This window comes from Streptomyces sp. NBC_01571, assembly GCF_026339875.1.
Taxonomy (GTDB): Bacteria; Actinomycetota; Actinomycetes; order Streptomycetales; family Streptomycetaceae; genus Streptomyces.
The window spans coordinates 8,585,130-8,610,125 of sequence record NZ_JAPEPZ010000001.1 but is presented as its reverse complement, the minus strand read 5'-3'; the positions used below and the strand labels follow the sequence as shown (position 1 = coordinate 8,610,125).

The window sequence follows — 24,996 nt, the reverse complement described above, 5'->3', positions numbered from 1 at the left end:
TCCTGCTGACCGCTCGCCGGCCGCGTCCGGGCCGGACGGCCGGCCAGAGGCATCACCTGATGTCCGGCCCGGTGGGTGAACCCTCCGGGTGGGTGTTTACGTGTGCAGAGTGTGGAGTGTGGTGTGCGTGTGCCGGGGCAGCGTGCGGGCCGGTGGGCCGGCGACGGCGGACGTGCCGCGGTACGGACAGGGGTGTGCGGGGTGGGTGGGTAGTGGATCTGTCGCCGGGCTCGCCGCTGGGGAACCTGCTGAAGTTCCTCACCGGGATGGAGTGGCCTGATCTCGACGAGGCTGCGATGCGGCAGCGTGTGGTGGAACCGCATGTGGAGCTGCAGCGGGACCTGCGGGAGCTGCAGGACCTGATCGCGCAGGTGTCGCACTCCGTCCAGGGCGCGGTCGAGGGCTCCTGGAGCCAGGCGTACGCGGCGGCGATGGCCACGTTCGGCACGGGGGCCGGGGCGGACCGGATCAAGGCTTTGACCGACACCGCCGAGCAGCTGGCCCGGTACGGGGAGAAGACCCGGGCGGACGCGGCGTATTACAAGAACATGACCGTCATCCAGCTCAACCTGTTCCTGGTGGAGTGGTCGCTGGTCATGGCGATGGCGGTGTGGAACCCGTTCGGCGCGCTGGCGGAGCAGGCGGTGCTGCGCGCCACCTACCGGGCGATCCTGCGCAGTGTGATCTTCCGGTTCCTGGCGGGGCTGGCCGCGCAGGAGGTGCTGAACGTCGGGCTGGCGGCGGCGACCCACGAGTTCGCGAAGTGGCTGACCCAGGAGCAGGGCTACACCCTGGAGGACTCCGGCCAGCTGCTGAAACAGGCGGTGGGGTTCGGGGCGCTGCAGGGAGTGTTCAGCGCGTTCGTGCCGTTCGTGGGCGGTGCGCTGGGGGGGCTGCTGGGCAAGGCGTTCGGGCGGGACGCGGCCGCCACACTGCGGGGAGCGGTCGACGCCGCGCTGGATGCGCCGCCGCACACCGCCGCGGGCCGGGAACCGGGCAGGGCCGCGGGCCGGGAACCGGCGGCCGGAGCGGGTCCGGACGTGCGCTCCGCGGTCAGGGACTGGGGCGAGGACCTCGCCCAGCGCACCGCGCGCCTGGCGCGGGCGCTGCGCGAGGGCCGCGGTGACGGTGTCACAGCGGTGTCCATCGGTGTCGGGGACCTGTTCGAGCAGCATCTGGGCCAGTTGATGACGGCGGGTGCGGCACGGGAGCTGGGCGAGGGCTGGACACGGGCGTTCACCCGGTCCTTCGGCACCACGCACATGGAAGAGGCACTCACGGCGGCGCTGCACACCCTGCCCGCCGAGGCCGCGGTGCTGCGGGGGGTGTTCTCCCGGGACGTGGCCCGGGCATTCGCCCCCGACTTCGGCCACAAGATCACCGCGCTGGCAGGAGAGGCCGCCCTGTGGGGCGGCGCGATGAACCTGGCCGAGGGCACCTACAACGCCATCACCCTGGGCGAGTTCACCACCTCCCTGGCCACGTTCACCTCCGGCGCCCTCGGCGCCCTCCTCGGCCACGCCGGCGCCCACCTGGGCGGCAAAGCCGGCTGGAAACTGCGTTCCGCCCTCGGCCTGGGCAAACCCCCCACCGTCTCCACCACCACCACCACCACCGGCACCAGCACCAGCACCGGCACCGGCACCGGCCCGGGTGCGGGTGCGGGTGCGGGTGCGGGGGGTGTGAACGCGCTGCCCGGTCCACACCATCCCCTGACACGGCCCGCCGGCACCTTCTCCTCCACCCCCCGGCGCACCACCACGACCCTCTCCGACGGCCTGCCCTCCTACTACCGCCCCGGACCCCACGAACACAAACCGGCCACGACCAAGCCGGCCGGCCTCACCGGTACACCCCCACAAGCAGACACAGACACCACCACCAGCACCACCAGCACCACCACCAGCGTCACCGGCACCAGCACCAGCACCAGCACCAGCACCAGCACCGGCACCAACGTCACCGGCACCGGCACCGGCACCGTCACCGGTGCCGGTGAGACCCCTGCCGGCCGCCACACGACCACAGACGCGCACACCGCCCCGCACACAGGTACGCAGACGGGTGCGCGGGCAGACGCGCACACCGCCCCGCACCCGGGTGCGCGGGCGGCTGGTCCGGAGGGAAGCCGGGCGACGGAAACGGCCCGCCCGCACCCGGCCGCCCCGCACACGGCCGCCCCGCACACGGGTACGCAGACGGGTGCGCGGGCAGACGCGCACACCACCCCGCACACCACCCCGCAGACAGACGCGCACACCACCCCGCACACCACCCCGCACACCACCCCGCAGACAGACGCGCACACCACCCCGCGGGCGGGTGCGCGGGCGGCTGGTCCGGAGGGGGGCCGGGTGACGGAAACGGCCCGCCCGCACACGGCCGGCCCGCACACGGGTACGCAGACGGGTGCGCGGGCAGACGCGCACACCACCCCGCACACCACCCCGCAGACAGACGCGCACACCGCCCCGCACACGGGTGCGCGGGCGGCTGGTCCGGAGGGGGGCCGGGTGACGGAAACGGCCGGCGTGCACCCGGCCGGCGGGCACGACGGGCTGCCTGTGCATGCGGGTGGCAGTGTCACTCACCCGGCGGGCGGGCACGCCGGTCTGCCCTCGTACGCGGATGCCGTTCTTGACAGCCCGCCTTCGTATGCGGGTGCCGTTCCCGGCGGCCCGCCCTCGTCTGCGGGTGCCGACGGCGGCCGGGGCGGGGCAGGGGGTCCGTCGGCGCGGTGGGAGGAGTTCCGGCAGCAGCGGGACGCGGCGTTCCACGACCGGCTGGCCGCGGCGGAACATCTGTCGGGCGGGCGGCTGGACAGGGCGCGGGAGGAGTTCGTACGCGCGGATGTGTTCGCGGGCCGGTACCTGCCCGCCGGTGACACGGCTCACGGGCAGTTCCTGGAGGTCTACCACGCTCATGTACGGGCCCGGCTGGAGGAGCTGGCCGGGCAGACAGGCGGCCGGGTCACGCCCGCGCAGCAGCGGCAGGTGCTGGCCGAAGCGGAGACCGTGCTGCCGCGGATGTGGGAGCAGCTCTCCCAGCACCAGCGCCATGGGCAGGTGTTCGGGGAGCGGTTCGAGCGGGCGGTGGCCGACTACCGCCGCCAGGACCTGTTCGGCGGCCGCTACCTGAGCGGCGGTGACCGGGTTCACGGTGATCCCGTCCCCGCCGGGCGTGAAGGCTCCGGCCGCCGCGGGGACCTGGCCGGGCAGGAACGGCTGCCGCAAGAACCGCAGACGCGGCAAGCCCTGCCGCAGGAGCGGGTGGCGGTGGATCAGTTGCGTGAGAGGCTCGAGGCCGTACACCGGCAGGCGGTCACCGCACTCGGCCGGATCTCCGGTGGCCCGGACACGCCTGAGCACCTCCGGGCGCGTCAGGAGGCACAGGCGCTCATCGCCCGCCTGTATGAACAGCTGCCGGCACAGATCCATCACCTCGGCATGCGGGAACGGCACATCGCGCAGGGCCTCGACGTGTTCGACACCCTGGCCGGGCAGGTCAAGGAGACCGGAGTCGAGATCCCGGGTCCGGTGCTGCAACGGGCCCGCGCGGACCTGGCCGACGATCTGCGCACCGCGCACACCGTCCTGCGTGAACACCACGGCGACACACGCCACTTCACCGGCCACTGGCAGCAGCATCTGCAGGAAGCGACCGGCCGGCGGCTGCTGCTGGAACGTCTGGAACACGCCCGGGTCCGCCACGAACGCCTGGAACAGGCACGCGACCTCTTCCACCGTGCGGCAGACACCTTCGAGGACAGTCCCGCCCACGGAGCACCCCTGGGCGAAGCCGGACGCGAACGGCTCGCCCGCGTCTTCGACAAAGACGTCGAACACGCCGTCGACACCGACTGGTTCAGCCACCCGGCCCACACCGACTACCGCCGCCCCCACGACCCGCCGGCCCCCGCGTGCCCGCGGCCGGCGACACCACCCCGGCCCGGCCCTTCCAGGACAGCCTGGACGCCCTGCACGCCGGCCTGTCCCGGCGCATGATCCACGAAGCCGAGCGCCAGACACTCATGGAACAAGCCGGCCAGGACTTCCACACCCTGACCGGCCACCCCGACAGCCCCGCCCACCACTACCACATCGACGAACCCGCCCTGGAACGCCTCGCAGAAGAATTCCGCGAGGACACCCTGCGCGTCCACGACCGCATCCAGACCGACACCGACCCCACCCTCCCCCGCACCGACGACAACGAACTCACCGCCTGGCTCCGCCACGAAACCCGCCACGAAAACACCTTCCACCACACCCTCACCACCGCACGCACCACCCCCCCACCCACACCCCGCCCCACCACGAACAACAACCCCACCAGCACACCGGACAACCCCCGCCCCACCACGGACAACAACCCCACCAGCACACCGGACAACCCCCGCCCCACCACGGACAACGACCCCACCACAAACACAGGCACCCGTCCCGCCACCGACCCGGCCCGCACCCCCGCACCCCCCCTGCCCACCACCTCCCACCCCGCCCTGCCCGGCCCGGCCCACTCCACCCGACCCACCACCCAACCCACCACGGACCAGACCACCCAACCCACCACGGACCGGACCACGCAACGGACCGCGGACGGGACCGCGGACGGGACCGCGGACCGGACCACGGACCGGACCACGCAACGGACCACGGACGGGACCGCGGACGGGGCCGCGGACGGGACCGCGGACCAGATCGCGCAACCAACGACGGACCGGACCACGCAACGGACCACGCAACGGACCACGGACGGGACCGCGGACGGGACCGCGGACCAGGCCGCGGACGGGACCGCGGACGGGACCGCGGACGGGGCCGCGGACGGGACCGCGGAGCCAACGACGGAGCGGACCGCGGAAGGGACGGGGCAGCGGCCCCCGCGGGCGGACGCCAGGGACACCCGCAGGACCGGGACCGCCGACCACACAACCGGCGCGGCCGGGGACGGCACCCGGCAGGCGACGGCCACACCGTCCCAGGACCACCCGGCCGACCATGCCGCCGAGGACGCCTACGCCGTCATGGCCGGCACACCCACCAGAACCCAGTCACAAGCCCCCCACCCCACCCCCTCCACCCGAAACAACACGACCGAGTCAGGCACGACCCGGACCGGCACGGCCGAGTCAGGCACGACCCGGACCGGCACGGCCGAATCAGGCACGACCGAGTCAGGCACGACCCGAAACAACACGGCCGAGTCAGGCACGGCCGAGTCGGGCACGGCCGAGTCAGGCACGGCCCGGACCGGCACGGCCGAGTCGGGCACGGCCGAGTCGGGCACGGCCGAGTCAGGCACGACCCGGACCGGCACGGCCGAGTCAGGCACTACCCGGACCGGCACGGCCGAGTCGGGCACGGCCGAGTCGGGCACGGCCGAGTCGGGCACGGCCGAGTCAGGCACGGCCCGGACCGGCACGGCCGAGTCGGGCACGGTCACCGCCGCACCCGCCGCACCCGCCGCAGCCGCCGCACCCGGCGCAGCCCAGGCCACCGCCGGGCGGAGCCGGTGGAGGGAACTGGCAGCAGCCTCCCCCCTCGACGCGAGCCTGCTGCAGGTCCACGTCCACGGTGAACTCCACCGCCTGGGACACACGGTGACCGGCCCGCTCTCGGCCGCCGTGGCCCAGCACTACGACGACCTCGGCCCGGCCTGGGACTCCCAGCCCGTGCAGCGCCGTGCGACCGCCCTCGCACACCTGATCGCCACCGGCACCAACCCCTTCCCGGCCAGCCGGTGGCAGGAACTCACCGCCCACGACCCCGACCGGGCGAGCCGGCTGCGGGTACTGGCCGCAGTCGAGCTCCACCGGGCACAGCACCCGGGGATGTCACGGAAGACCGAAACCTTCGCGCACGCCTACGACCACCTCGCCGACCACTGGCACACCCAGCCCCTCGCAGACCAGGCCACCGCCCTCGCCCACAAGATCCTCACCGGCACCGACCTCCCCCTGCCCGGCACCACCCCCGGCGCACCCGGACGGACCAGGGCGGCAGACGACCGTGACGCCGCGGACCGGCTGGAGCGCACCGTCAGGGCCGAACTCGCCGCCCTCGGCCACCCGGCACACGACCTGCCCCCCGCACCGAAACTCGTCCTCCACTACCCCCTCGACCCCGCCTGGCACACCATGTCACCCGGCCACCAGGCCGAAGCCGTCGCCCAATGGATCCACACCGGCCTACCCCCCGGCCCACCCACCCAGACCCCGACAGCCCCCACCCAGCCCGCAACGGCGCCCACCCCCACACCCCCCGCCACCCAAACACCCACCCGGACGGGGACGGCCGGCTCCCCCGGCACTGCTCCGGCACACCAGGACGACCGGTTCCTGATCGAGGAAGTCCAGCGCGAATTCCGCTACCTCGCCCCCCACCCCACCAAGGACCTGCCCACCGCCGACGCCATCCGCGAGGCCGACCGCAACCTGCCCAAACAGCCCTGGCCCGTCACCCAACGCGAACGAGGACAACACCTCGCACAGATCCTCCTCACCGGCGAAAAAACCAGACTCCGCGGTGGCGCCGACAACACCACAACCCGACCCCCAACCCCAGCCCCAGCCCCTGGCCCCGCGCTGGCCGACGCCACAGCCCCTGCCCTGACCAGCGAGCAGAGGGAGATCTACGACAAGCTCCACCCCGCCCTGGCCCCGTACCTGGTACGGCCGGCCCCCGATGAGCTGGGTTCGAGCGCCGTGGTCGTCCACGCACTGCTGCAGGACCGGCACCCGGACGGCTCACTCACCCAGCACGCACAGCGGATCCTCCTGCCCCTGTTCGAGCAGGTGCGAGACGAGAGCCTCGACGGCTTCCAGGACTATGGGGTGCGCGTCGACCAGGCCATCAGCGATAGAGAGTTGCGCATCCTGCACGGTGAGATGGGCGGGACATATCCCGAGCTGGCCTCTTACCTCACCCGGGCGGACACCTCGCGCACCACGGATGCCAACACGCCCCGCAGCCAGTACACGGTCACTCGGCTGCCGATCGCAGGGACGACCCTCACCCTGCACCACGACCCGACCGAGGCACCCGACGCCCACGCCGAACGCGTGCGCCTGCTCCAGCGAGCCGTCCACCTCGTCCAGCAACGCGGGTTCACCGTGCCCGACCTCGAAGTCCACCTCCCCAAATACACCGGACACCTCACGGTCGCAGCGGACAAGGCAATCCGTCAGGGCGCCTCATGGCGGGCTGGGGCGGCGGTCTTCGCCCCCAACACCCTCATCGTGGCCTCGCACCTGCCGGCCCCCCTGCGCAGGAGTGCGCCCGATGAGAAGGGCGTGTTCGAGAACTACCACCACCGGATAGGGGAGCAGGCCGTCGCCATTCTGGTGCACGAGCTGGGTCATGTCCTGCACCACCTTCATGCCCCTGCCAAGGATCTGGACGCGACCTGGGCAGATTTCCAGGATGCCGCGGCCGAGCTGGCCGGCACCGTCAGCAAGTACGCGGGTAAAAATCAGGGCGAGTTCGTCGCGGAGGTCTTCACCGGCCTGGTCTTCGGCCGGGCGTTCACGGACGAACAGGCAAACATGTACGAGGCCCTGGGCGGCCCGACGACACACATGAACGACATCAGCCACCTGGCCACGCCCCCGGACCTCGGCAGACTGACCGACGAAGTCAACACACAACTGACCCGACAGCCCTCGGTCGGGCAGGAAACCGTCCGGACCCACTACAACCAGCTGACCGGGGACCTGAAATGGGCCCACCACGACCACCAGGCATCCGCGATCACACAGGCAATCCTCCACATCACCACCCGCACGGGAACCGGCGCACCCACCACCGCACCCGCACCCGCACCCATCCCCGACCAACGAGCGGCCCCCGAGGCACTCGCCCTCCAGGCCGTGTTCCGCTCCCTCCCCCCGGACATACGAGAAGCCGTCCGCCCAGGCGAGGTCTGGGCCACCTACCGGACCTACCAGGCGCAGGCCGACGCCCAGACCCGCCCAGACGACCCCTCGGCCCCGGACACAGCCCGCCGGACAGCCATCGACCGCACCATCGCCGTCCTCACCGGCCGCCACCGGCCCCAAACCCACGCACTCGCGGCAATGCTCGACACCCCCCACCCCCCCGCCCACCCGCCGGCCACCACAGAAGAGACCACCACCCCACCCGCACCCGCACCCGCACCCGCACCCGCACCCGACCAACGAGCGGCCCCCGAGACACTCGCCCTCCAGGCCGTGTTCCGCTCCCTCCCCCCGGACATACGAGAAGCCGTCCGCCCAGGCGAGGTCTGGGCCACCTACCTGACCTACCAGGCGCAGGCCGACGCCCAGACCCGCCCAGACGACCCCTCAGCCCCGGACACAGCCCGCCGGACAGCCATCGACCGCACCATCGCCGTCCTCACCGCCCGCCACCGGCCCCAAACCCACACACTCACGGCAATGCTCGACACCCCCCACCCCCCCGCCCACCCACCGGCCGAGCCGCAAAACCCCCACCACCCCCACCCACCACACACACCACCCGCCCCCCACACCACAACCAGCCCCGAACCCGACCCGACCACGACCAGCGACACACCCCTGCCCGACCGGCCCACCCAACCGCCCCCCCCGCTCGACGAGTTCACCCGACCCCTCTCCGGCCTGCCCCCCGAGTTCCTGGCATTGCTCGACTGGCCCACCGGCGAAACCGAACCCTCCACCACGACACCCCCGGCACACCCCCCCGCCCACCCACCGGCCGAGCCGCAAAACCCCCACCACCCCCACCCACCACACACACCACCCGCCCCCCACACCACAACCAGCCCCGAACCCGACCCGACCACGACCAGCGACACACCCCTGCCCGACCGGCCCACCCAACCGCCCCCGCCCCCCGCGCTCGACGAGTTCACCCGACCCCTCTCCGGCCTGCCCGCCGACTTCCTGGCATTGCTCGACTGGCCCACCGGCGAAACCGAACCCTCCACCAGGACACCCCCGGCACACCCCCAGCCCACCACCACAACCCGGGACCCCGGAGACAACGAGGGCTTCCTCGCGTACGGCCGGACCGGCGCGGACGTCGCGTACGTCGCGGACGGCCGGACCAGCGGGGACGTCGCGGACGTCGCAGACAGCCGGACCGGCCAAGACGGCGCGTACGGCCGGACCAGCGGGGACGGCGCGGACAGCCGGACCAGCGCGGACGTCGCAGACAGCCGGACCGGCCAGGACGGCGCGTACGGCCGGACCGGCGGGGACAGCCGGACCGGCCAGGACGGCGCGTACGGCCGGACCGGCGGGGACAGCCGGACCGGCGGGGACGTCGCGGACAGCCGGACCAGCGCGGACGTCGCAGACAGCCGGACCGGCCAGGACGGCGCGTACGGCCGGACCGGCGGGGACAGCCGGACCGGCGGGGACGTCGCGGACGTCGCGTACGGCCGGACCGTCGCGTACGGCTGGACCGGCGGGGACGTCGCGTACGGCCCGGACGAGACCGGTGACCGAATGCCGGCCGGCATGGCGGACCAGTGGGGCCCACCACAGGACCCGGGCACGGAGCAGACGCCGCCCAAGGTCCCCCAGTACGTGTCAGACCAGGCCGCAACCCACCACCTGACCGTGTACCCGGTCCCGGCAGACGGTGACTGCTTCTTCCACGCCCTGATCGCGGCACGCGACATGCAGGCACCGGACGGCCCGCCCGCGAACACCACCGACGTACGCGCCGCCCTCGCCGAAACACTCCAACAACAACTGCGACTACACCCTCAGCACCCCCACCTCGCCCCCTGGATGCCCGCCGCACGAACCCAGGTCCTGACCGCACTGGCCGACCACGCCGCCCACCAAGCCGGCCACACCCAGGGCACAGACGCATTCACCCAGTACACCAACGAATTCTCCCAGGCCCACGCCGAAACCCGGCCCGACCAGCAGGACTGGCAACACGTCATCACCAGCCTGCTCACCCCCGGCCAGTGGGACACCGTCGCCGGCGACCTGGCCCCCACCCTCGCCGCCCACCACTACAACATCCGACTCCACACCCTCCACATCCACCCCGGCCACGCCCCCTGGACCCTCACCTTCGGCCCCGAAAACGCACCCGAACACCACCTCGTCCGCACAACCGGCAACGGACCCGAACACTGGATGCCCGCCCACCCCACCACCACCACCCCAGCACTGGCCGACGCCCCAGCCCCAGCCCCTGACCCCGCACTGACCCCCACCCCAACCCCAGCCCCAGCACTGGCCGACGCCACAACCCCAGCACTGGCCGACGCCACAACCCCAGCACTGGCCGACGCCACAGCCCCTCACAACAACCAACCCGCCACCCACCCAACACCCCCCCACACCACCACTAACACCGCCCACACCACCACCCACCACAAAACACGCAAACACGCCCGCCCCACCCGCACACCCCACCAAGGCCCGCACACGAAAACTGACCCGACGTTCGACCAGTACATGCAGGCATGGGAGCAGTGGCGTAAGGAAGCCCCCGCCGGCCAGGACCGCAGCCGCCTCCTGCCCCCACAAAGTACTTCCGTGCCCCTCCACGGTCCCGGCGCCGAAGTCCTGCCCGTCAACATCGGCGGCTGGCTGAACAACCTGCAGCGCAACGGGAAGGGGCTGACCGAGGGAGAGGCCAATAAGCTGCGGACACTCGGCTGGACCCTCGAGAAGGTAGGGGAGGTAAACAGGAGCGGCGTTACGCTGACGCGCTACAAACTGAAGCACACCCCAGATCAGCACCACCACATTTATCGGCCGGTAGAGCAGTACCTGCAGGCTTTGGACACGTGGCGTGCCGCCCACGTGAAGCACAAAACCGGCATCCCCCCCTTCCGTGATTCCGCGCACGTCCGGGGTGCCGATGGCCGAGAACAGTCCGTCCCCATCGGCATCTGGCTCGCCAACCTGCGGCGGAGGGGGCTGACGAATTGGGATTCTTTGCTGCCGGATGCTCTGAGAGCGCGCGGTATCCCCACCAAGGAAGAAAACGGCCACCTCCGGCGCATGGGCACGTCAGGGTCGGTGGTGCCGGTGTGGAGTGTGGAGGTCTACCTGCGTGGCCTGGCCACCTGGCGGGCCGCCGCCCCCGCGGGCGAGGACCGCAGCACCGCCATCCCCCCCGACGGCACCTACATCACCCTCACCGACCCCACCCCCACCCCCCTCACCGACGCGAGCGACACCGACTGGGAACACAACGCCACGGACAACGCCGCCACCACCAACGGTGCAGACATCCCCATCGGCACATGGCTGTTCCAGGCCCGCCATCAGGGACTGACAGGACTGACGGACCACGAGATCACCCAACTGCAGGCCGCCGGCCTGCACGCCGCGGAACCCCACCCCGACGACACAACCCGGCGCACACGTCTGTACTGGAACCACCCCGGAACAACAACCCCCACCCACACAACCAGCCCCCGCCATACAGGCACCAGCCACCAACCCGACACAGACCAGCACCCCACCCCACACACCACAACCACAACACCCGCACCCCCCAGCCGGAAAAGGCCACGGCCAGCAGACGACGCACAGACAGGTGAACAGCCACCCGGCTCAAATCACGGACGCCGCCCGAAACGCGGGAAAGGGAGGCCCGCCGCCGCGCCCCGCGGCGGCAGGCCCCCCCAGACCACCCCACAGGGCGACACCACCACCACCACCGCTGCTGCCGCTGCCGCCGCTGCTGTTGCCGGGCAGGACAGGCCGGCCCCGCCCGCCCCACACGCCCAGCCCGCACCCGGCCTGCCGGCCACACAGCCAGACACCGGCACCTCCACCCGGCCCGCACCACCCATGAACACGGACACGCCGGCCCCGCCCACGGACCCCAGCACCTCACACCACCCGGGCCCGCCGATCACAGACAGCAGCTGGCCGGCGAGCGGCATGGGCAATGCACCGACGGGACCGGGTATGGAAAGGCCGGGGAGTGCCGTGCCCGCCGGAATGTTCGATCCCCTCGCGCTGGATGACCCCTTCCTGCCCGGCGAGCCCCTCACAGCGGCAGCCGACCCGCTGGCCTGGCCGGACGGGCCGGACTGGCCGGCCTGGCCGGCCTGGCCGGACGGGCGGGGACACAGCGGTGAGTCGTTCCTGCCAGGGACGGCGGGAACCGGCGGGGCGGCCCCACATGCCGACCGTGTCGGGCCGGACCGGCCGGAGGACACCGGACCGGCTGCATCCACCGCAACCGGCGTCGTGCCGATGACGGATGAGCCGGTCCAAGATCTGCCCGACGGACAATGGTGGAACCCGGCCGAGCAGGAACGGCAGCATCAGTCGCTACCGGCGATGGCGAGAGTCGACTCGTCGGTACAGCAAGCGGCGCACCAGCGCGGATGGACGGTGTGGCAGGTACCACCGGACGGTGACTGCTTCTTCCACGCCCTGATCGCGGCACGCGACATGCAGGCACCGGACGGCCCGCCCGCGAACACCACCGACGTACGCGCCGCCCTCGCCGAAACACTCCAACAACAACTGCGACTACACCCTCAGCACCCCCACCTCGCCCCCTGGATGCCCGCCGCACGAACCCAGGTCCTGACCGCACTGGCCGACCACGCCGCCCACCAAGCCGGCCACACCCAGGGCACAGACGCATTCACCCAGTACGCCAACGAATTCTCCCAGGCCCACGCCGAAACCCGGCCCGACCAGCAGGACTGGCAGCACGTCATCACCAGCCTGCTCACCCCCGGCCAGTGGGACACCGTCGCCGGCGACCTGGCCCCGCCCTCGCCGCCCACCACTACAACATCCGGCTCCACACCCTCCACATCCACCCCGGCCACGCCCCCTGGATCCTCACCTTCGGCCCCGAAAACGCACCCGAACACCACCTCGTCCGCACAACCGGCAACGGACCCGAACACTGGATGCCCGCCCACCCCACCACCACCACCCCAGCACTGACCCCAGCCCCAGCACTGGCCGACGCCACAACCCCAGCACTGGCCGACGCCACAGCCCCTCACGACAACCAACCCGCCACCCACCCAACACCCCCCCACACCACCACTAACACCGCCCACACCACCACCCACCACAAAACACGCAAACACGCCCGCCCCACCCGCACACCCCACCAAGGCCAGCCCGGACGGCATCGTCTGACGTTCGACCAGTACATGCAGGCTTTGGAGCAGTGGCGTAAAGAACCGGACCCCAAAAAGGACCGCAGCCGCCTCCTGCCCCCACAAGACACTTCCGTGCCCCTCCACGGTCCCGGCGCCGAAGTCGTGCACGTCCACATCGGCAAATGGCTGAAGAACCTGCAAGACCAAGGGAAGGGGCTGACCGAGGGAGAGGCCGCTAGGCTGCGGAACCTCGGCTGGACCCTCGTCGAGCAGGAACCGGGGAAAAACCCGGGCACGACGCGCTACAAACTGAAGCCCACCCCAGATCAGCGCCATCACATTCATCGGCCGTTCGAGCAGTACATGCAGGCTTTGGACACGTGGCGTGCCGCCTCCGGGAGCCACAGCACCGCCATCCCCGGCCGAGGTGATTCCGCGCACGTCCGGGGTGCCGATGGCCGAGAACGGCCCGTCCCCATCGGCATCTGGCTCGCCAACCTGCGGCGGAAGGGGCTGACGAAGTGGGATTCTTTGCTGCCGGATGCTCTGAGAGCGCGCGGTATCCCCACCAAGGAAGAGAACGGCAGTCTCTGGCGCACGGACGAGGCAGGGTCGGTGGTGCCGGTGTGGGGTGTGGAGGTCTACCTGCGTGGCCTGGCCACCTGGCGTGCCGCCGCCCCCGCGGGCGAGGACCGCAGCACCGCCATCCCCCCCGACGGCACCTACATCACCCTCACCGACCCCACCCCCACCCCCCTCACCGACGCGAGCAACACCCGCCGGCGGGAACACAACGCCACGGACAACGCCGCCACCACCAACGGTGCAGACATCCCCATCGGCACATGGCTGTTCCAGGCCCGCCATCAGGGACTGACAGGACTGACGGACCACGAGATCACCCAACTGCAGGCCGCCGGCCTGCACGCCGCGGAACCCCACCCCGACGACACAACCCGGCGCACACGTCTGTACTGGGACCACCCCGGAACAACAACCCCCACCCACACAACCAGCCCCCGCCATACGGGCACCAGCCACCAGCCCGACACACACCAGCAGCCGCCGACGGCGGCAGCCGAGGGCCGGGGCCGGCAGGCCGAGGAAACCCAACAAGACCCCACGAACCAGCGCAAACCCCCAACCCCGTGGACGGATGAACTGATCCTGGCCGCCATCGACGCGTGGCGCGACAGCGAACGCCCCGACGAAGAAAACTGCACCAAAATCCCCCCAAAGGGGGGCATGGTGCGCGTCCGTATCCCGAACACCGGCAGGTGCGAACGTGTCCCCATTGGTACGAAAATAAAACAACTGATAAGTGTGGGTGTTGAATACGCATCTCCCTACCTGATCGAGGGACTGGAAGAGCGCAACATCCACATGGAGGAAGTGGACGGCGTCCACAGGATTGTCCGCCAGGCAGGCCAAACACTTCGACATGCGTGGTCAGTCGAACAGTTTGTGGCCGGTCTCCTGCACTGGCGAAGCGAAGACCGCAGCAATACACTCCCCAAACCGCGAAACACGGCGGTTCTTGCCGTTCCTGGCAGCGACACCCCTTCCACCGTCCCCATCGGCAAAATTCTGTACCATATACTGCGCGGCCAAAGAAAGCTGACGGAGGCCGATATCGCCCTGCTGCGACAGCACGGCATTCACCTGTCGGAACCCGACAATGACGGCCGTCGCAGAGTCCTGCAAAACCCTGCACCGACCGCCTCCGGCAGCGGGACCGGGCCTGACCCGGAAGCCCAGCCACGCCACACACACCAGGACGGCACCGACCAGCCCCGGCGCCAGCGCCGGCGCCGGGACCAGCAGGCCGAGGAAACCCAACAAGACGCAGGCCCGCCTCCGCAGCCCGACAAATCCGCCCGACGCCGCCGCGCGCCCACCCCCACCTCGCCCCCACCGGTCCGAAAGCGGCCCCGCCCCACCCCCGCAGGCACCCCTCGCCACTCCGTCCCGCAAGGCGCCCCCACCCCACAGCCCGCGCAGCAGCCAGCCGCCGAGACCAGCCGCCCCGGCACCACCACACCGGAACAAGAACAGCAACAGGACCCGGCACGCGGCGCGGCGACCTGGCCCGGCGACCACGCCGACGAGCCAGCCGGACAGGACCCCGAAGGCCTCGGCGACAAGCCCGCCGCGCGCCCTGCCACAGGCCCGACACACGAGAGCGAGGAGAGCACAACAAGGACGGCCGGCCCACCGCCCGCCGACGGCCCGCCCCCGCACACGGCCACCCGCGCAGCCCCTGCCGCAGGCACGCCCGCAGACACCGGCACCGCAGGGCATCAAGCCATGTCGGTGGAGGACTACATCCTGGACCAGATGAGAGGCCGGCCCCGAACCGCCCACAGACAGCCCCACCCACAACAACCCGCACCCAGTGACCACGACGAGCCGACCGGACCACCACACCCCGAGACAACCAGGACCGGCCCCCACCCCGGAGCCCCGCCAGAGCCCGACACACGGTCCCGCACCCGTTGACGAAGCCGTCCACGACACTCAGGCTTACGCGGCACGAAACTCGTGGGCGGGGCCGCCGCGCCACTCCACCCACCGCGGATCATCCAGGATGGCATCGGGGTCGGATACGCCCGCGCCTTCGAGGAACACGACCAGGTCGTGGTCGCTGTGGGCAGTGCCGAGGACCAGGTCCTGGCCGTGGCGGTGCACGGTGACTCGCCGGCCGCCCGAGATCGAAGGCCGGTGCACGACGATCGGCGCGCTGATCACACCTCCCAGCGTGCCCCAGGCAGATACTGAGGGCGAATCGCGGGCCCGTCTGGAGCAATGCTCAGGACTTGTGGATCAGCTCCTCTGGAGGACGCGCGAAGGGCGTACCTTCCCGAGTGAGTGATCGTCAAGTCACCGAGTAGGCCCGCGCTGCGAACGCGGGTCGGGAAGGCACGCCCGGTGCGACGTGAAGTCACATCGCACGCAGAGTCCGCAGGAGAGGAGACGTGTCATGCGGACCTGACCAGTGACCAACGGTCAGTCCCCAGCCTCAGGGCTTGATCAAGTTCCCTGGGGTTCCGGGTTGTTGGTGATGCCCAGGAGTGGGAGTGCTCGCTCTGGTTGGTCGCGGATCGCCCGTGTGGTCTTGGCGATGTTGCCGGCACCGAGGGTTTTCAGCAGGCCGATGGCGAGGTTGCGGAAGGTCGCCATGGCGCGGGGTGCGGTTCCCGTGTGGACGGTGGAGGCGTCCTCGGCGAAGGTGACGTCTCTGACATGGTGCAGGGCCTCCACGGACCAGTGGCCTCGGACTGCGCCGGCCAGTTCGGCCGGGGCTGTCTGATGGGCGTCGAGGCTGGTGACGGCGTAGACCGTCTCCCGTGTCTGCCGGTGGCCGGTCTGTGTGCGACGGCGGTGAACGCGGATGGCCAGTCGGGCGTGGGGGAAGGCGATGCCGCCGAGTTCGTCCGCGATGCCGCAGGTCTTGATCGAGCGGGATTCACGGCGGCCGTGTCCCTTCGTGGTGGCGGTGTGCTGGACGGCGATGTCCTGCCAGGGCAGTGCGGCGAGTTGGCGGTGGGCGGTCGGCTGATTGGTCTTGATCACTGCCAGGTAGTGGGCCTTCTTGATCTCGACCAGCCAGGCGACGTTCGCCTGGACCGAGTGCAGAGCGTCGAAGGTGACGAGGGTGCCGGTCAGGTCGAGGGGCTCGAGCAGGGGCCGGAAGTGGGTGGTCTCGTTCGTCTTCGCGCCGACCTAGGCCTGAGCGAGGGTCACGGCTCGGTGGTGGGTGACCGCGGAGAGCAGGTGTCTGCGCCTAGCGGCGAGGCGGGCCGAGCCCTTGAGCGCCTTGCCGTCGACGGCGATCACGCGCCGCTGCCCGGGACCGGGCGGGCCGGGCGGCCTGGTGGCTGTGTGGTGCCGGTCGGCGAGGTAGGCGCCCACCGCTTGGTCCAGGGCATCCCCGTCGACGGCCTCCAGCACCCGGCCGATCGTGGTCCGTGACGGTGTGCGCCGCCAGCCGAGCGGATGACGGCGGATGCCGATGACCACCAGCAGTGAGTTCGGGGCGCGCTCACCCCACTCGGCGAGTTCGTCGATGCTCCTCGCCCCGGAGACCGCCGCGCAGGCACACACCAGCAGGATCGCCGTCAGCGAGTACCAGCGGCCCCGCCTTGAGCGCGGATCGGGCACCGACTCGAGGAAGGGTCGCAGGTCAGCGACCTGGTCAGCGTCAAGGAGACCCAACTTCGCCAGCACGGCGGGGATGGGAGAAGATACAGCGGCAGGCACGGGCAACCTCGTGATCATCAGGCTTAGCCTCGCCGTTTCGGTTGGGCTGAGGCGGCGTCGCTGATCGCCAACTGTTGGGTGGCCGATGTGATTTCGGTGCTTGGGCAGGTCGGAGTCCCGGCGCGGTGGTCGGGTTCTCCGGGTTCTTTCGGGTCGTGGGCGGACGGGGGTTTGCTGGTCAGCTGGCGGGTCGGGGCAGTGCGGCGAGGCGGTGGAAGGCCGTGGCCAGTTCGTGTCTCCAGGGCCAGGTCGCCGATATTCGCAGGTGGAGGCGTCGGCCGCCGCGGGTGAGGCGGGCCGTGACGTGCAGTAGCCGGTAGCGGAGTTTCTTCGGCTCGGCGGTGGCCAGCTCCCCGTCCAGGAGGAGGACACGGGTCCAGGCGAGCAGGTCGATCGCGGCGAGGCTGAGTTCGAGCCAGACGGCGTTGACGGCGAAGTCGCGGGAGGGGAAGCGGCCGAAGCCGGTGGTCTTGCCGCACCGGATGTGGTCCTCGACAGTGGCATGTCCGCGGTGGCGGACCTCCAGGAACTGGGCGGAACCGCCACCGGAGTACGGGGTGTCGGTGAGGAACACCTGATGCCGTAGGCCCTCGTCCTGGTCGAACAGGGACAGCTGGGCTCCGGGGTGCGGCCGCTCTCGGCGCACGATGATGCGGGTGCCGGCCGGGTAGCCGTCCAGATCGACCATGCCGGTCAGCTCGGCGACCTCGGCGCCATCACGCAGAGTCCCGTCCTGGTCCAGGGCGGGATGCCAGAGGCGGTCGGGCATGGCCCGGACAGCGCGACGGACCGGCTCGGTGATGGCGTATCCGACCGAGAAGAAGGTACGGATTCCTCGTTTCCGCACGTCGCGGACGTGGGCGAGGAATGCTTTCGCGGATCCGGCACTGTCGGTGCGGACGAGGATGTCGGTGCCGTGAAGTTGAGCGTCGGGGATCTGCGCGAGTGCCTGGTCGAACACCGTGATGTGGTCGCTCGCGGTGTTGGCACCGGCGTTTCCGGGACGCAGTCGGCCCGACAGTGCCTCGCCGGTGTTGGCCAGGAAGCACAGCAGCGGGTGGAAGCCGAAGCCGCCTTTATAGGTGGGTGCGGCCTGCTCCTTCTCGGAGTGGCAGGTGATCAGCGTGGCGTCGAGGTCCAGGACCAGCCCGGGCAGAATGCGTCCCGCGGCCCGGACTGCGGGTATGCCCTCGCCTTGCTCGGCGGCCTGCATCCAGGCGACTTCCCGAGCTTGGGCACGCGCCGCGCGCAGAGAAGCCAGTGTCCTCTCGTCGGTGTCGGCGAGCAGTCGCCAGGCCGTCGGTGCCGAGGCGACCGAACCGAACACCCCTGCCTGGTCCCGCAGTACGGCCAGGTCCGCGATGGCCTCACCGCCGTCGGCGAGCATCACCGCCAGGTCGGTGGCGATCCGGCCCGGATCATGCCCGGTCCCGCGCGGCCGAAGTGGCCTGAGCGCGGTGGAGTACGCGGCGGTCAGCCCGGTGGCATCAGCGAGATCGGCCAGTAACCGTGCCCCGGCATGCCCGACCACCCCCGAACCATCTGCACTGACCTGGATCTTGGGACGCAACCCGATAGCCTGCACGTAGAAAGTGCCCTCCGCCTGGACCGACAGAACTCCTCAGCAAGGTTCATCGTCCCAGGTCAGGAAGGCACTTTCGCATTTCCGCCCCAAAGCCAGCCGTACCCAAGTGAAACGGCGAGGTTAGACACCCAAATGATCACTCAGTCCGTGCCTGCTCTGCTGTCCGCCCCAACCACCCGCACAACCAGGGAACTTGCACGAGCCCTGCGCAAGCACAGAGTCCCCGTCAGCGAACCGACGAGGACTCATGAACGATCGAGGCTAATGCTGGAAATTTCACGCCGCAAGCACGGCCAGAACGCCGAAGCAAAAACCTCCCTCAGTCACAGATCTGAAGCCGAACCCAGATCTACAGATGACCCGGACCACCGCCCCCTGAATTACTCAGCGATCTGCTGCCCCACGGTGAATCGCCCCTCAATCGCCTACAGGATCGGCGCCAACTGCACCCCCACTTCAGCGATGCTCTTCAGCAACAAACGGCATCAAGCCTTCAGTAGAACCACCGCCTTCGCACCACACCACCAGGTCGCAGAACACAGCATTCACTGAAAACGAAACACCGAACCGCTGAAGAACCAACGCCGAACATCATCCAACCGCATTCCAAAAACCCCGGCCGAGAAAGGCGGAGCTGAATCAGATAGTCCCCGTAAGGGGCGTGGATAACTTCACGAGCAACTACAGATTTTCATATTTTCTGAATTCTAATGGTCGCTCGCTGTAAAGCCCTGCCTAGTAAAGGAGTGTTGGGGCGTTGTCGCGGTGAATGATGCTTCGAGCGCCCCTGAGTGCCCTCTGATGGGAAAGTTCCAGAACCGGAACTCTCGGTTACGGTGATCGACAACTCGATGACCGAATCTCACCAGGAAGGTGGCACCATGCGTTCAGCTGTAAAACGGCTGCCGGCTGTCGCTCTGATGACGACCATGCTCTGCGCCGTACAAGTCGTCGGCTACGCGTCGTCCGCACAGGCGGCCGAGGGAATCCAATTCCAGCAGCTCCTCAACGGAGAACGTCTTCCGGACGGCGACATCGTCCAGGCGACCGTCCTTCCCGGAGGCGCGGCGCCTGGTCAGATCTCGATCCAGCTAAAGCTGTCCGGGGTCACCTGGTGGAAGGGCATCCAGACGGGGCCCATCGTGCTCTGCCAGGCCCAGGACAACCAGCAGTCCTCCAGCGCCCAGGTCTCCGTCTCCGACTTCAACGCCCACGGACTGCAGCTGTGGAAGGCCAAGACCTTCGGCGTGCACACGCAGATGTACAACATCGTAGACGCCACCCAGAAGATGTCCGGCGGGAACTCCTACATCTTCATCTGGACGAAGGACTAGCCGGTACCTGTTCCGTGCCGTTCCTGCCGAGCGCATCGAGTAAGTGAGGTTGCCCTATGAAATCAGTCGCCAAGCGACTCTCGGCCGCCACCCTGATGGTGGCTCTGCTGACTTCCGTGGTCGGCGTGCAAACCGCAGAGGCCAGCACGCCCGAGGCCGGCCGTTCCGGGTCCATCGCCAAGGTGAGGGCCCCCGGCACAGAATGGACGTTCTACGCCGCCTTCGCGACCGCAGGTGCCTGCTGGGCCAAAGCCGCGGCGTACAAGAATGAATACTGGTGGGTCGATGCCACCACCTGCGTCTACAACGCCGCGCAGAACAGCTGGTTCATGTTCTACGAGTCGTAGGCCGAAGTGCCGCCGCGTCGCCAGAAATTCGGCGACTCGTAGGACAACTGCCCATCCCGCTGGGAAAGACATATGGCCAAGCGTTTTCGGCCGACCCCCGGGACACTCGACGGTCTGCATGGCGAGCTGCCCGACGTTCTTCGTGAACACCAGCGCCACCGGCGGGTAGCCGTCCCGTCCGGTGGCCGGCCACACGGCGCCAGTGCTCCCGGGCGAGCTGCCCGACCTCGCTCATGCGGGCGGGAGGCCGAGTACGAGCGCCGCCAGCGCGAGCGGGAAGAGGAGCGCGCCCGGTCCGCCACAGCGCGACCTCCCGCCCGTTGCCCGTGCCGCTGGGCACGCGGCGGGCGAAGAACCGGCGGTAGCGCTCGATCTTGTCCGCGACGACCGGCGGGCCCTCGGTGCCGTTGTCGACCTCCACGAACAGCAGCGGCACCACCTCGTGCCCGGGCGAGGCGAACACCATGTCGGCACGCAAGCTGCCGCGGGCCGGGGACAGGAACGTGCCGCCGACCGGCAGCACCGCCTCCGTGGACCAGGCCGTGAGCGGCCCGAGCCCCTCCGGCCGCACGGCCGGGGCCGGTTCGGCCGGCGGCGCGGCGGGGGCGAACGCGCGGGTGCGGACGACGGGCTGCGTCGGCTCGGGCGGGGTCTGCAGGAACGCGTCCAGGACGTCGGTCACCGCCCGGGCGTGCTTCGCACCGGAAGCCGCCGCCGCCTTCGCGGTGCCGCCCATCTCCCGGGCCGGACGATCCAGCACCACCGCCGCCGCATCCAGCCCGGCCAGGGTCAGCGTCCACAGCTTCTCGGTCACCCGCACGCCATCGTCGTTGACGCGCACCGCGCTGCCCGGCGAGATCACCAGCTTCTCGGCTTCCAGGTCCTTCAGCCCGCCGCGCACGGTCGCCGCGTCCTTCGTGCCCGGGCACATCAGCCGCCGTATCTGGTCCGGCGTCGCGCCCTTGACCACCCCTAGGAGCGTGTCTCGGTAACGAGCAAGGGGCTCGCTGGCCGTGATCGATGGGATCGGTCGCGGCCGTTTCGTGTGCACCTGTGAGGCCGTGGTTGGGTCCTTCCCGGCTGTTGTTCGGCTGGTAGGGCCTGTGGCGTGGGCCGGGGGCCTGGCTGGTCAGCCGGCCTGGGCGGCGAGCCCGGAGTGTCGGAAGATCTTGCGGAGGTTGTGGCAGGCGGCGAGCAGTCGCCACTCACCGCGGGCGCCGTCCTCGCCACGCAGGAGGAGCTGGCGGCCGTTCTGGCAGGTCATGACCTGTCCGAAGACAGGTTCGACGATGGCTTTGCGGCGGCTGTATGCCTTCCGGCCGGGTTTGGTCCGCAGTTTGCGGGCCATGCGCTCCTTCAGCGTGGCGTCCTTGGGGATGCGTCCGCGTGGAGCGGGCGGGACCTGCTCGTCGTGGGCGAGTCGGCCGGTGGCCATGAAGGTGTCGGTGCCGCAGGCCAGTTGGCGCTCGTTCGCGGCTTCGAGGTTGGTCTCGGAGCAGTACCCGGCGTCGACCAGGGCCTGCTTGGGGTGGATGCCGGTGTTGTGGGCGGACTGGTCGAGCATCGTGGTGTAGTTCAGTGCGTCGGAGGGGTTGGTCGTCACGTCGGCGGCGGTGATGACCTGGTGTTCTTCGTCGACGACGGCCTGGGCGTTGTAGGCCTGGATGTAGGCGCCGTCGCTGTTCTTCATGATCCGCGAGTCGGGGTCGGTGAAGTTGGCCTGGGCTTTGGGCTTGGGACGGGCCTTGGCGGCGGCCGCTTCCCCGGCGTCGGTGACGGCCTGCTCGTCGCTGCTGGCGGCACGTTCCTGACGGCGGCGTTCCTTGTCCTCGGCGTGGGCGCGGGCCTTGGCGGCGGCCTCGGCCTCGATCTGCGCGCGGGCGGCCTGCAGCTTCGCCAGGCGTTTCTCACGCCGGTCCAGCTCGGCGGGCAGGTCCGCCTCCTTGCCGTCCACGCCGAAGGTGTCGTCCTCGGCTTCGTCGGCGGCCTCGGCGTCGGTCAGCAGGGCGTGGGCCTTCGCTTCCAGAGCGGCGATCTCGGCCTCTATCCGCTCTTCCTTGTCGACCAGGCGGCCGTAGCTCATCGCCTTGTGTTTGGAGGCGCTGGCCTCCAGTTTCGTGCCGTCCAGCGCGACGCGTCCCATCTTGACCATGCCGAGTGTCTGTGCGAGGTGCAGGGACTGGGTGAACAGACCGGCCAGCGCGTCGAGGTGGCGGCGGCGGAAGCGGGCGATCGAGCGGAAGTCCGGTTCCTGGCCGGCGGCCAGGAACCGGAACGCGACATCGTCGGCCAGGCGGCGCTCGATCGCCCGGGAGGAGCGGACGCCGGTGGTGTAGCCGTAGATCAGCAGTCGTACCATCAGCCGCGGATCGTAGGGCGGGTAGCCGCGCTTTTCGGTGTAGTCCGCCAGGACCGGTCCGAGGTCGAGCACCTCATCGACCAGGTCGGCGACGAACCGGGCCAGGTGGCCCTCGGGCAGCCAGTCGTCCAGCGACGGCGGCAGCAGCAGGACCTGATGCGGATCGAAGGGCCGAAACGTCTTGTCCACCGCCGCCAGCTGACCCTGCGGCCGCTTCTTCCCGACCGGCTCGACCTCGAACAGCCCCTCGCCACCACGCATACCGTGATCATCCCGTATGAATAATCACGAACCGCAGGCGGGTTGCCGGTTACTGAGACACGCTCCTAGCTAGTCGACTAGTGGTCCGGACCGGAGCACCGTATGCCCGATCTCTCCCACCACGCCCGCCAGTTGCGCGAATTGGCTGACGCTCTTGATGCGCAATCCGAACTCACTGAGGACCCGTTGGCCCCTCACCCTGACACTTTGGAGGTCGTTGATGCCCGCCATACCAGTCGCGGGCAAATCAACTACGCCGTCCCAGACGCTCTCCAACTCCAACGGCGCATCCGCCGTTACCACGCGGATCACGGCATGCAGCACGGTGACATCGTTGCGATAGCGCTCGACGTATTCCTTCGCGCCAAGGGATATCCACCCGACCTCTCCTCGGCCAAGGAAGATCCCTCGTGAGCAGAACAGCCGATCAACTCCTGTTGGAAGATGCCGGTCTCTGGCGCCATCTCGTGGAAAGTCGGGCCGACCAGCTCTCGCTTCTTGGGGAGCCAATGCAGATTCGGCTCCCCGCGGAACTTTGGCGTAACTGGTTGGCTGACGAGGATGTTGTCGCTAGGTTCGAAGCCAAGCGTTATGCCAGGTCGGCGGGCCAATGCACTCCGTGGTTGGGGGCGGTCCTTCAACCGGCCATGGTTCCTTCCGGGCAGCAAGCCTTCCTGGGCCGTCCCGGCGCGGAACGGTGCCAGCGCATCTGTTTGCCTACCAGCTCGCGCACGGAGTGATAGACCGACCTGGCTGGACGGCTGCCGAGGATCCTGTCGTGTGTCACACGTGTGACTTTCACGGCTGTACAAATCCAGCCCATCTTCGGCTCGGTACGGCAGCCGAAAACCGTGCCGAGTGGTCATTACGCCGGGGCAATCCGCACGGCCCCCTGGCGGATACACGCGGGGCCGCTGGGCGCACACGTGCCATCGCTGAGGCCATTCGTGCCGGGCTTCGCGCGGGAGAGCCATCCGCAAAGATCGAGAGGCGCATCCAGGCGGCAGAGGAAGCAGGCCTCCCGCTCACCCTCTGGTGATGCGCCCGATGCTGGCCTACATGGTCTGGTTCATGCTATGGGCGTGCTCTATCGCCAACGCCGCAGCCTCGGCCAGGGTCTCGGCGACAGGTAGGCCACTCTGTCGAAGGATGTCGGCATGCGTCAGGCCCCCGGCGTACGGCACAGCGTGCACACGGTTGGCGAACGCAGCGCGGACGTCATCGAGGGCGTCGCCGATGACAACGATCGGACGGTCTCCGATGGTTTCTCGCAGCATCGCCACGTGCTTCGCAAGGGGATGCTTCTTGCTCCTGGCGGACGGACCCATCCGTCCGTCGACCCGCAGGAACAGGGAGGCGACGCCCAGGTCAGAGATGTGCTGGGTCAGCCCGTTGTGGGCGCTCAGCGACAGTACGGAATGGCTGCACCCGCTGCGGATCAGTCTTGCGAGCAGCTCCTCGGCTCCAGTCATGAGCTGGGCCGGCGGTCGTCGGGATTGGTAGGTCTCGAAGGCCACGCTCGCATTCACTCGCTCCCGATCTGTGAGGGCCCGGCGGAGTATGGCGGCGCACAGGGCGGGGGCCGATGTGGCGAAGTGGCGTCGGACCGTGTCGAGTTCGACCGGTTCGGCGCCCAGAGAGGTCAGGGCTGCGTTCACCGCTCCGACTTGGTGCTGGACGTCGTCGGCGAGGGTGCCTCTCCATCCCCACACCATGTGTGGCCGGTTGAAGTTCCGTGGCACGGGAAGCGCTTCCTCTCTTGATCAG

General features: G+C 69.9%; 11 protein-coding genes and 1 pseudogene. 5 read left to right on the top strand and 7 right to left on the bottom strand.

Annotation, left to right across the window (positions count from 1 at the left end; translation table 11 throughout):
- Positions 1-212: 212 nt before the first annotated feature.
- Positions 213-4,004, top strand: a complete 3,792-nt coding sequence (locus OHB41_RS38655) for a WXG100-like domain-containing protein (RefSeq protein WP_266704062.1) — start codon at positions 213-215, stop codon at positions 4,002-4,004.
- On the top strand, positions 3,920-12,919 hold the full coding sequence (locus OHB41_RS38650; RefSeq protein WP_266704060.1) for a hypothetical protein: 9,000 nt from the start codon (positions 3,920-3,922) through the stop codon (positions 12,917-12,919). Before OHB41_RS38655 ends, OHB41_RS38650 begins: the two co-directional genes overlap by 85 nt.
- A gap of 2,687 nt (positions 12,920-15,606) precedes the next feature.
- Here OHB41_RS38650 and OHB41_RS38645 read toward each other — a convergent pair.
- The 4 genes and pseudogenes from OHB41_RS38645 to OHB41_RS38630 form a co-directional block, all read right to left on the bottom strand.
- Positions 15,607-15,831 (bottom strand): hypothetical protein, encoded by a 225-nt coding sequence (locus OHB41_RS38645; protein WP_266704058.1) that lies wholly within the window; start codon positions 15,829-15,831, stop codon positions 15,607-15,609.
- Between the two features lie 282 nt (positions 15,832-16,113).
- Positions 16,114-16,788, bottom strand: a pseudogene (locus tag OHB41_RS38640) (ISAs1 family transposase); the annotation flags it as partial.
- Positions 16,789-16,806: 18 nt separating this feature from the next.
- Entirely contained in the window at positions 16,807-17,310 is a 504-nt protein-coding gene (locus OHB41_RS38635) for a transposase family protein (protein ID WP_266704056.1), read from the bottom strand.
- Positions 17,311-17,521: 211 nt separating this feature from the next.
- Positions 17,522-18,958 (bottom strand): IS1380 family transposase, encoded by a 1,437-nt coding sequence (locus OHB41_RS38630; RefSeq protein WP_266705748.1) that lies wholly within the window; start codon positions 18,956-18,958, stop codon positions 17,522-17,524.
- Between the two features lie 851 nt (positions 18,959-19,809).
- Between OHB41_RS38630 and OHB41_RS38625 the strand changes: the two genes are divergently transcribed.
- Both OHB41_RS38625 and OHB41_RS38620 read left to right on the top strand, forming a co-directional pair.
- Complete coding sequence (locus OHB41_RS38625; protein WP_266704054.1) at positions 19,810-20,262, top strand: hypothetical protein; 453 nt, start codon at positions 19,810-19,812, stop codon at positions 20,260-20,262.
- Positions 20,263-20,318: 56 nt separating this feature from the next.
- Positions 20,319-20,609 (top strand): hypothetical protein, encoded by a 291-nt coding sequence (locus OHB41_RS38620; protein WP_266704052.1) that lies wholly within the window; start codon positions 20,319-20,321, stop codon positions 20,607-20,609.
- Here the strand turns inward: OHB41_RS38620 and OHB41_RS38615 are convergent.
- Together OHB41_RS38615 and OHB41_RS38610 are read right to left on the bottom strand one after the other, a co-directional pair.
- Positions 20,590-21,579: a replication-relaxation family protein gene (locus OHB41_RS38615; RefSeq protein WP_266704050.1), complete on the bottom strand. Its 990-nt coding sequence runs from the start codon at positions 21,577-21,579 to the stop codon at positions 20,590-20,592. The two genes, OHB41_RS38620 and OHB41_RS38615, sit on opposite strands and share 20 nt — an antisense overlap.
- Before the next feature lie 159 nt (positions 21,580-21,738).
- Entirely contained in the window at positions 21,739-23,157 is a 1,419-nt protein-coding gene (locus tag OHB41_RS38610) for an IS1182 family transposase (RefSeq protein ID WP_526025027.1), read from the bottom strand.
- A 174-nt stretch (positions 23,158-23,331) separates the two neighbouring features.
- Here OHB41_RS38610 and OHB41_RS38605 point away from each other — a divergent pair, with 174 nt between their 5' ends.
- Entirely contained in the window at positions 23,332-23,643 is a 312-nt protein-coding gene (locus tag OHB41_RS38605) for a hypothetical protein (protein ID WP_266704048.1), read from the top strand.
- 641 nt (positions 23,644-24,284) lie between these two features.
- On the opposite strand, the gene OHB41_RS38600 is transcribed toward OHB41_RS38605, so the two are convergent.
- Positions 24,285-24,944 carry an HAD family hydrolase gene (locus OHB41_RS38600; protein WP_266706460.1) on the bottom strand — a complete coding sequence of 220 codons (660 nt, stop codon included), beginning with the start codon at positions 24,942-24,944 and terminating at the stop codon, positions 24,285-24,287.
- Between the last annotated feature and the right edge of the window lie 52 nt (positions 24,945-24,996).

Excerpts from the sequence above, each read along its gene's own strand:
- OHB41_RS38625 (WP_266704054.1), top strand. The coding sequence starts at position 19,810 with ATGCGTTCAGCTGTAAAACGGCTGCCGGCTGTCGCTCTGATGACGACC.
- OHB41_RS38620 (WP_266704052.1), top strand. The coding sequence starts at position 20,319 with ATGAAATCAGTCGCCAAGCGACTCTCGGCCGCCACCCTGATGGTGGCT.
- OHB41_RS38605 (WP_266704048.1), top strand. The coding sequence starts at position 23,332 with ATGCCCGATCTCTCCCACCACGCCCGCCAGTTGCGCGAATTGGCTGAC.
- OHB41_RS38600 (WP_266706460.1), bottom strand. The coding sequence starts at position 24,944 with ATGGTGTGGGGATGGAGAGGCACCCTCGCCGACGACGTCCAGCACCAA.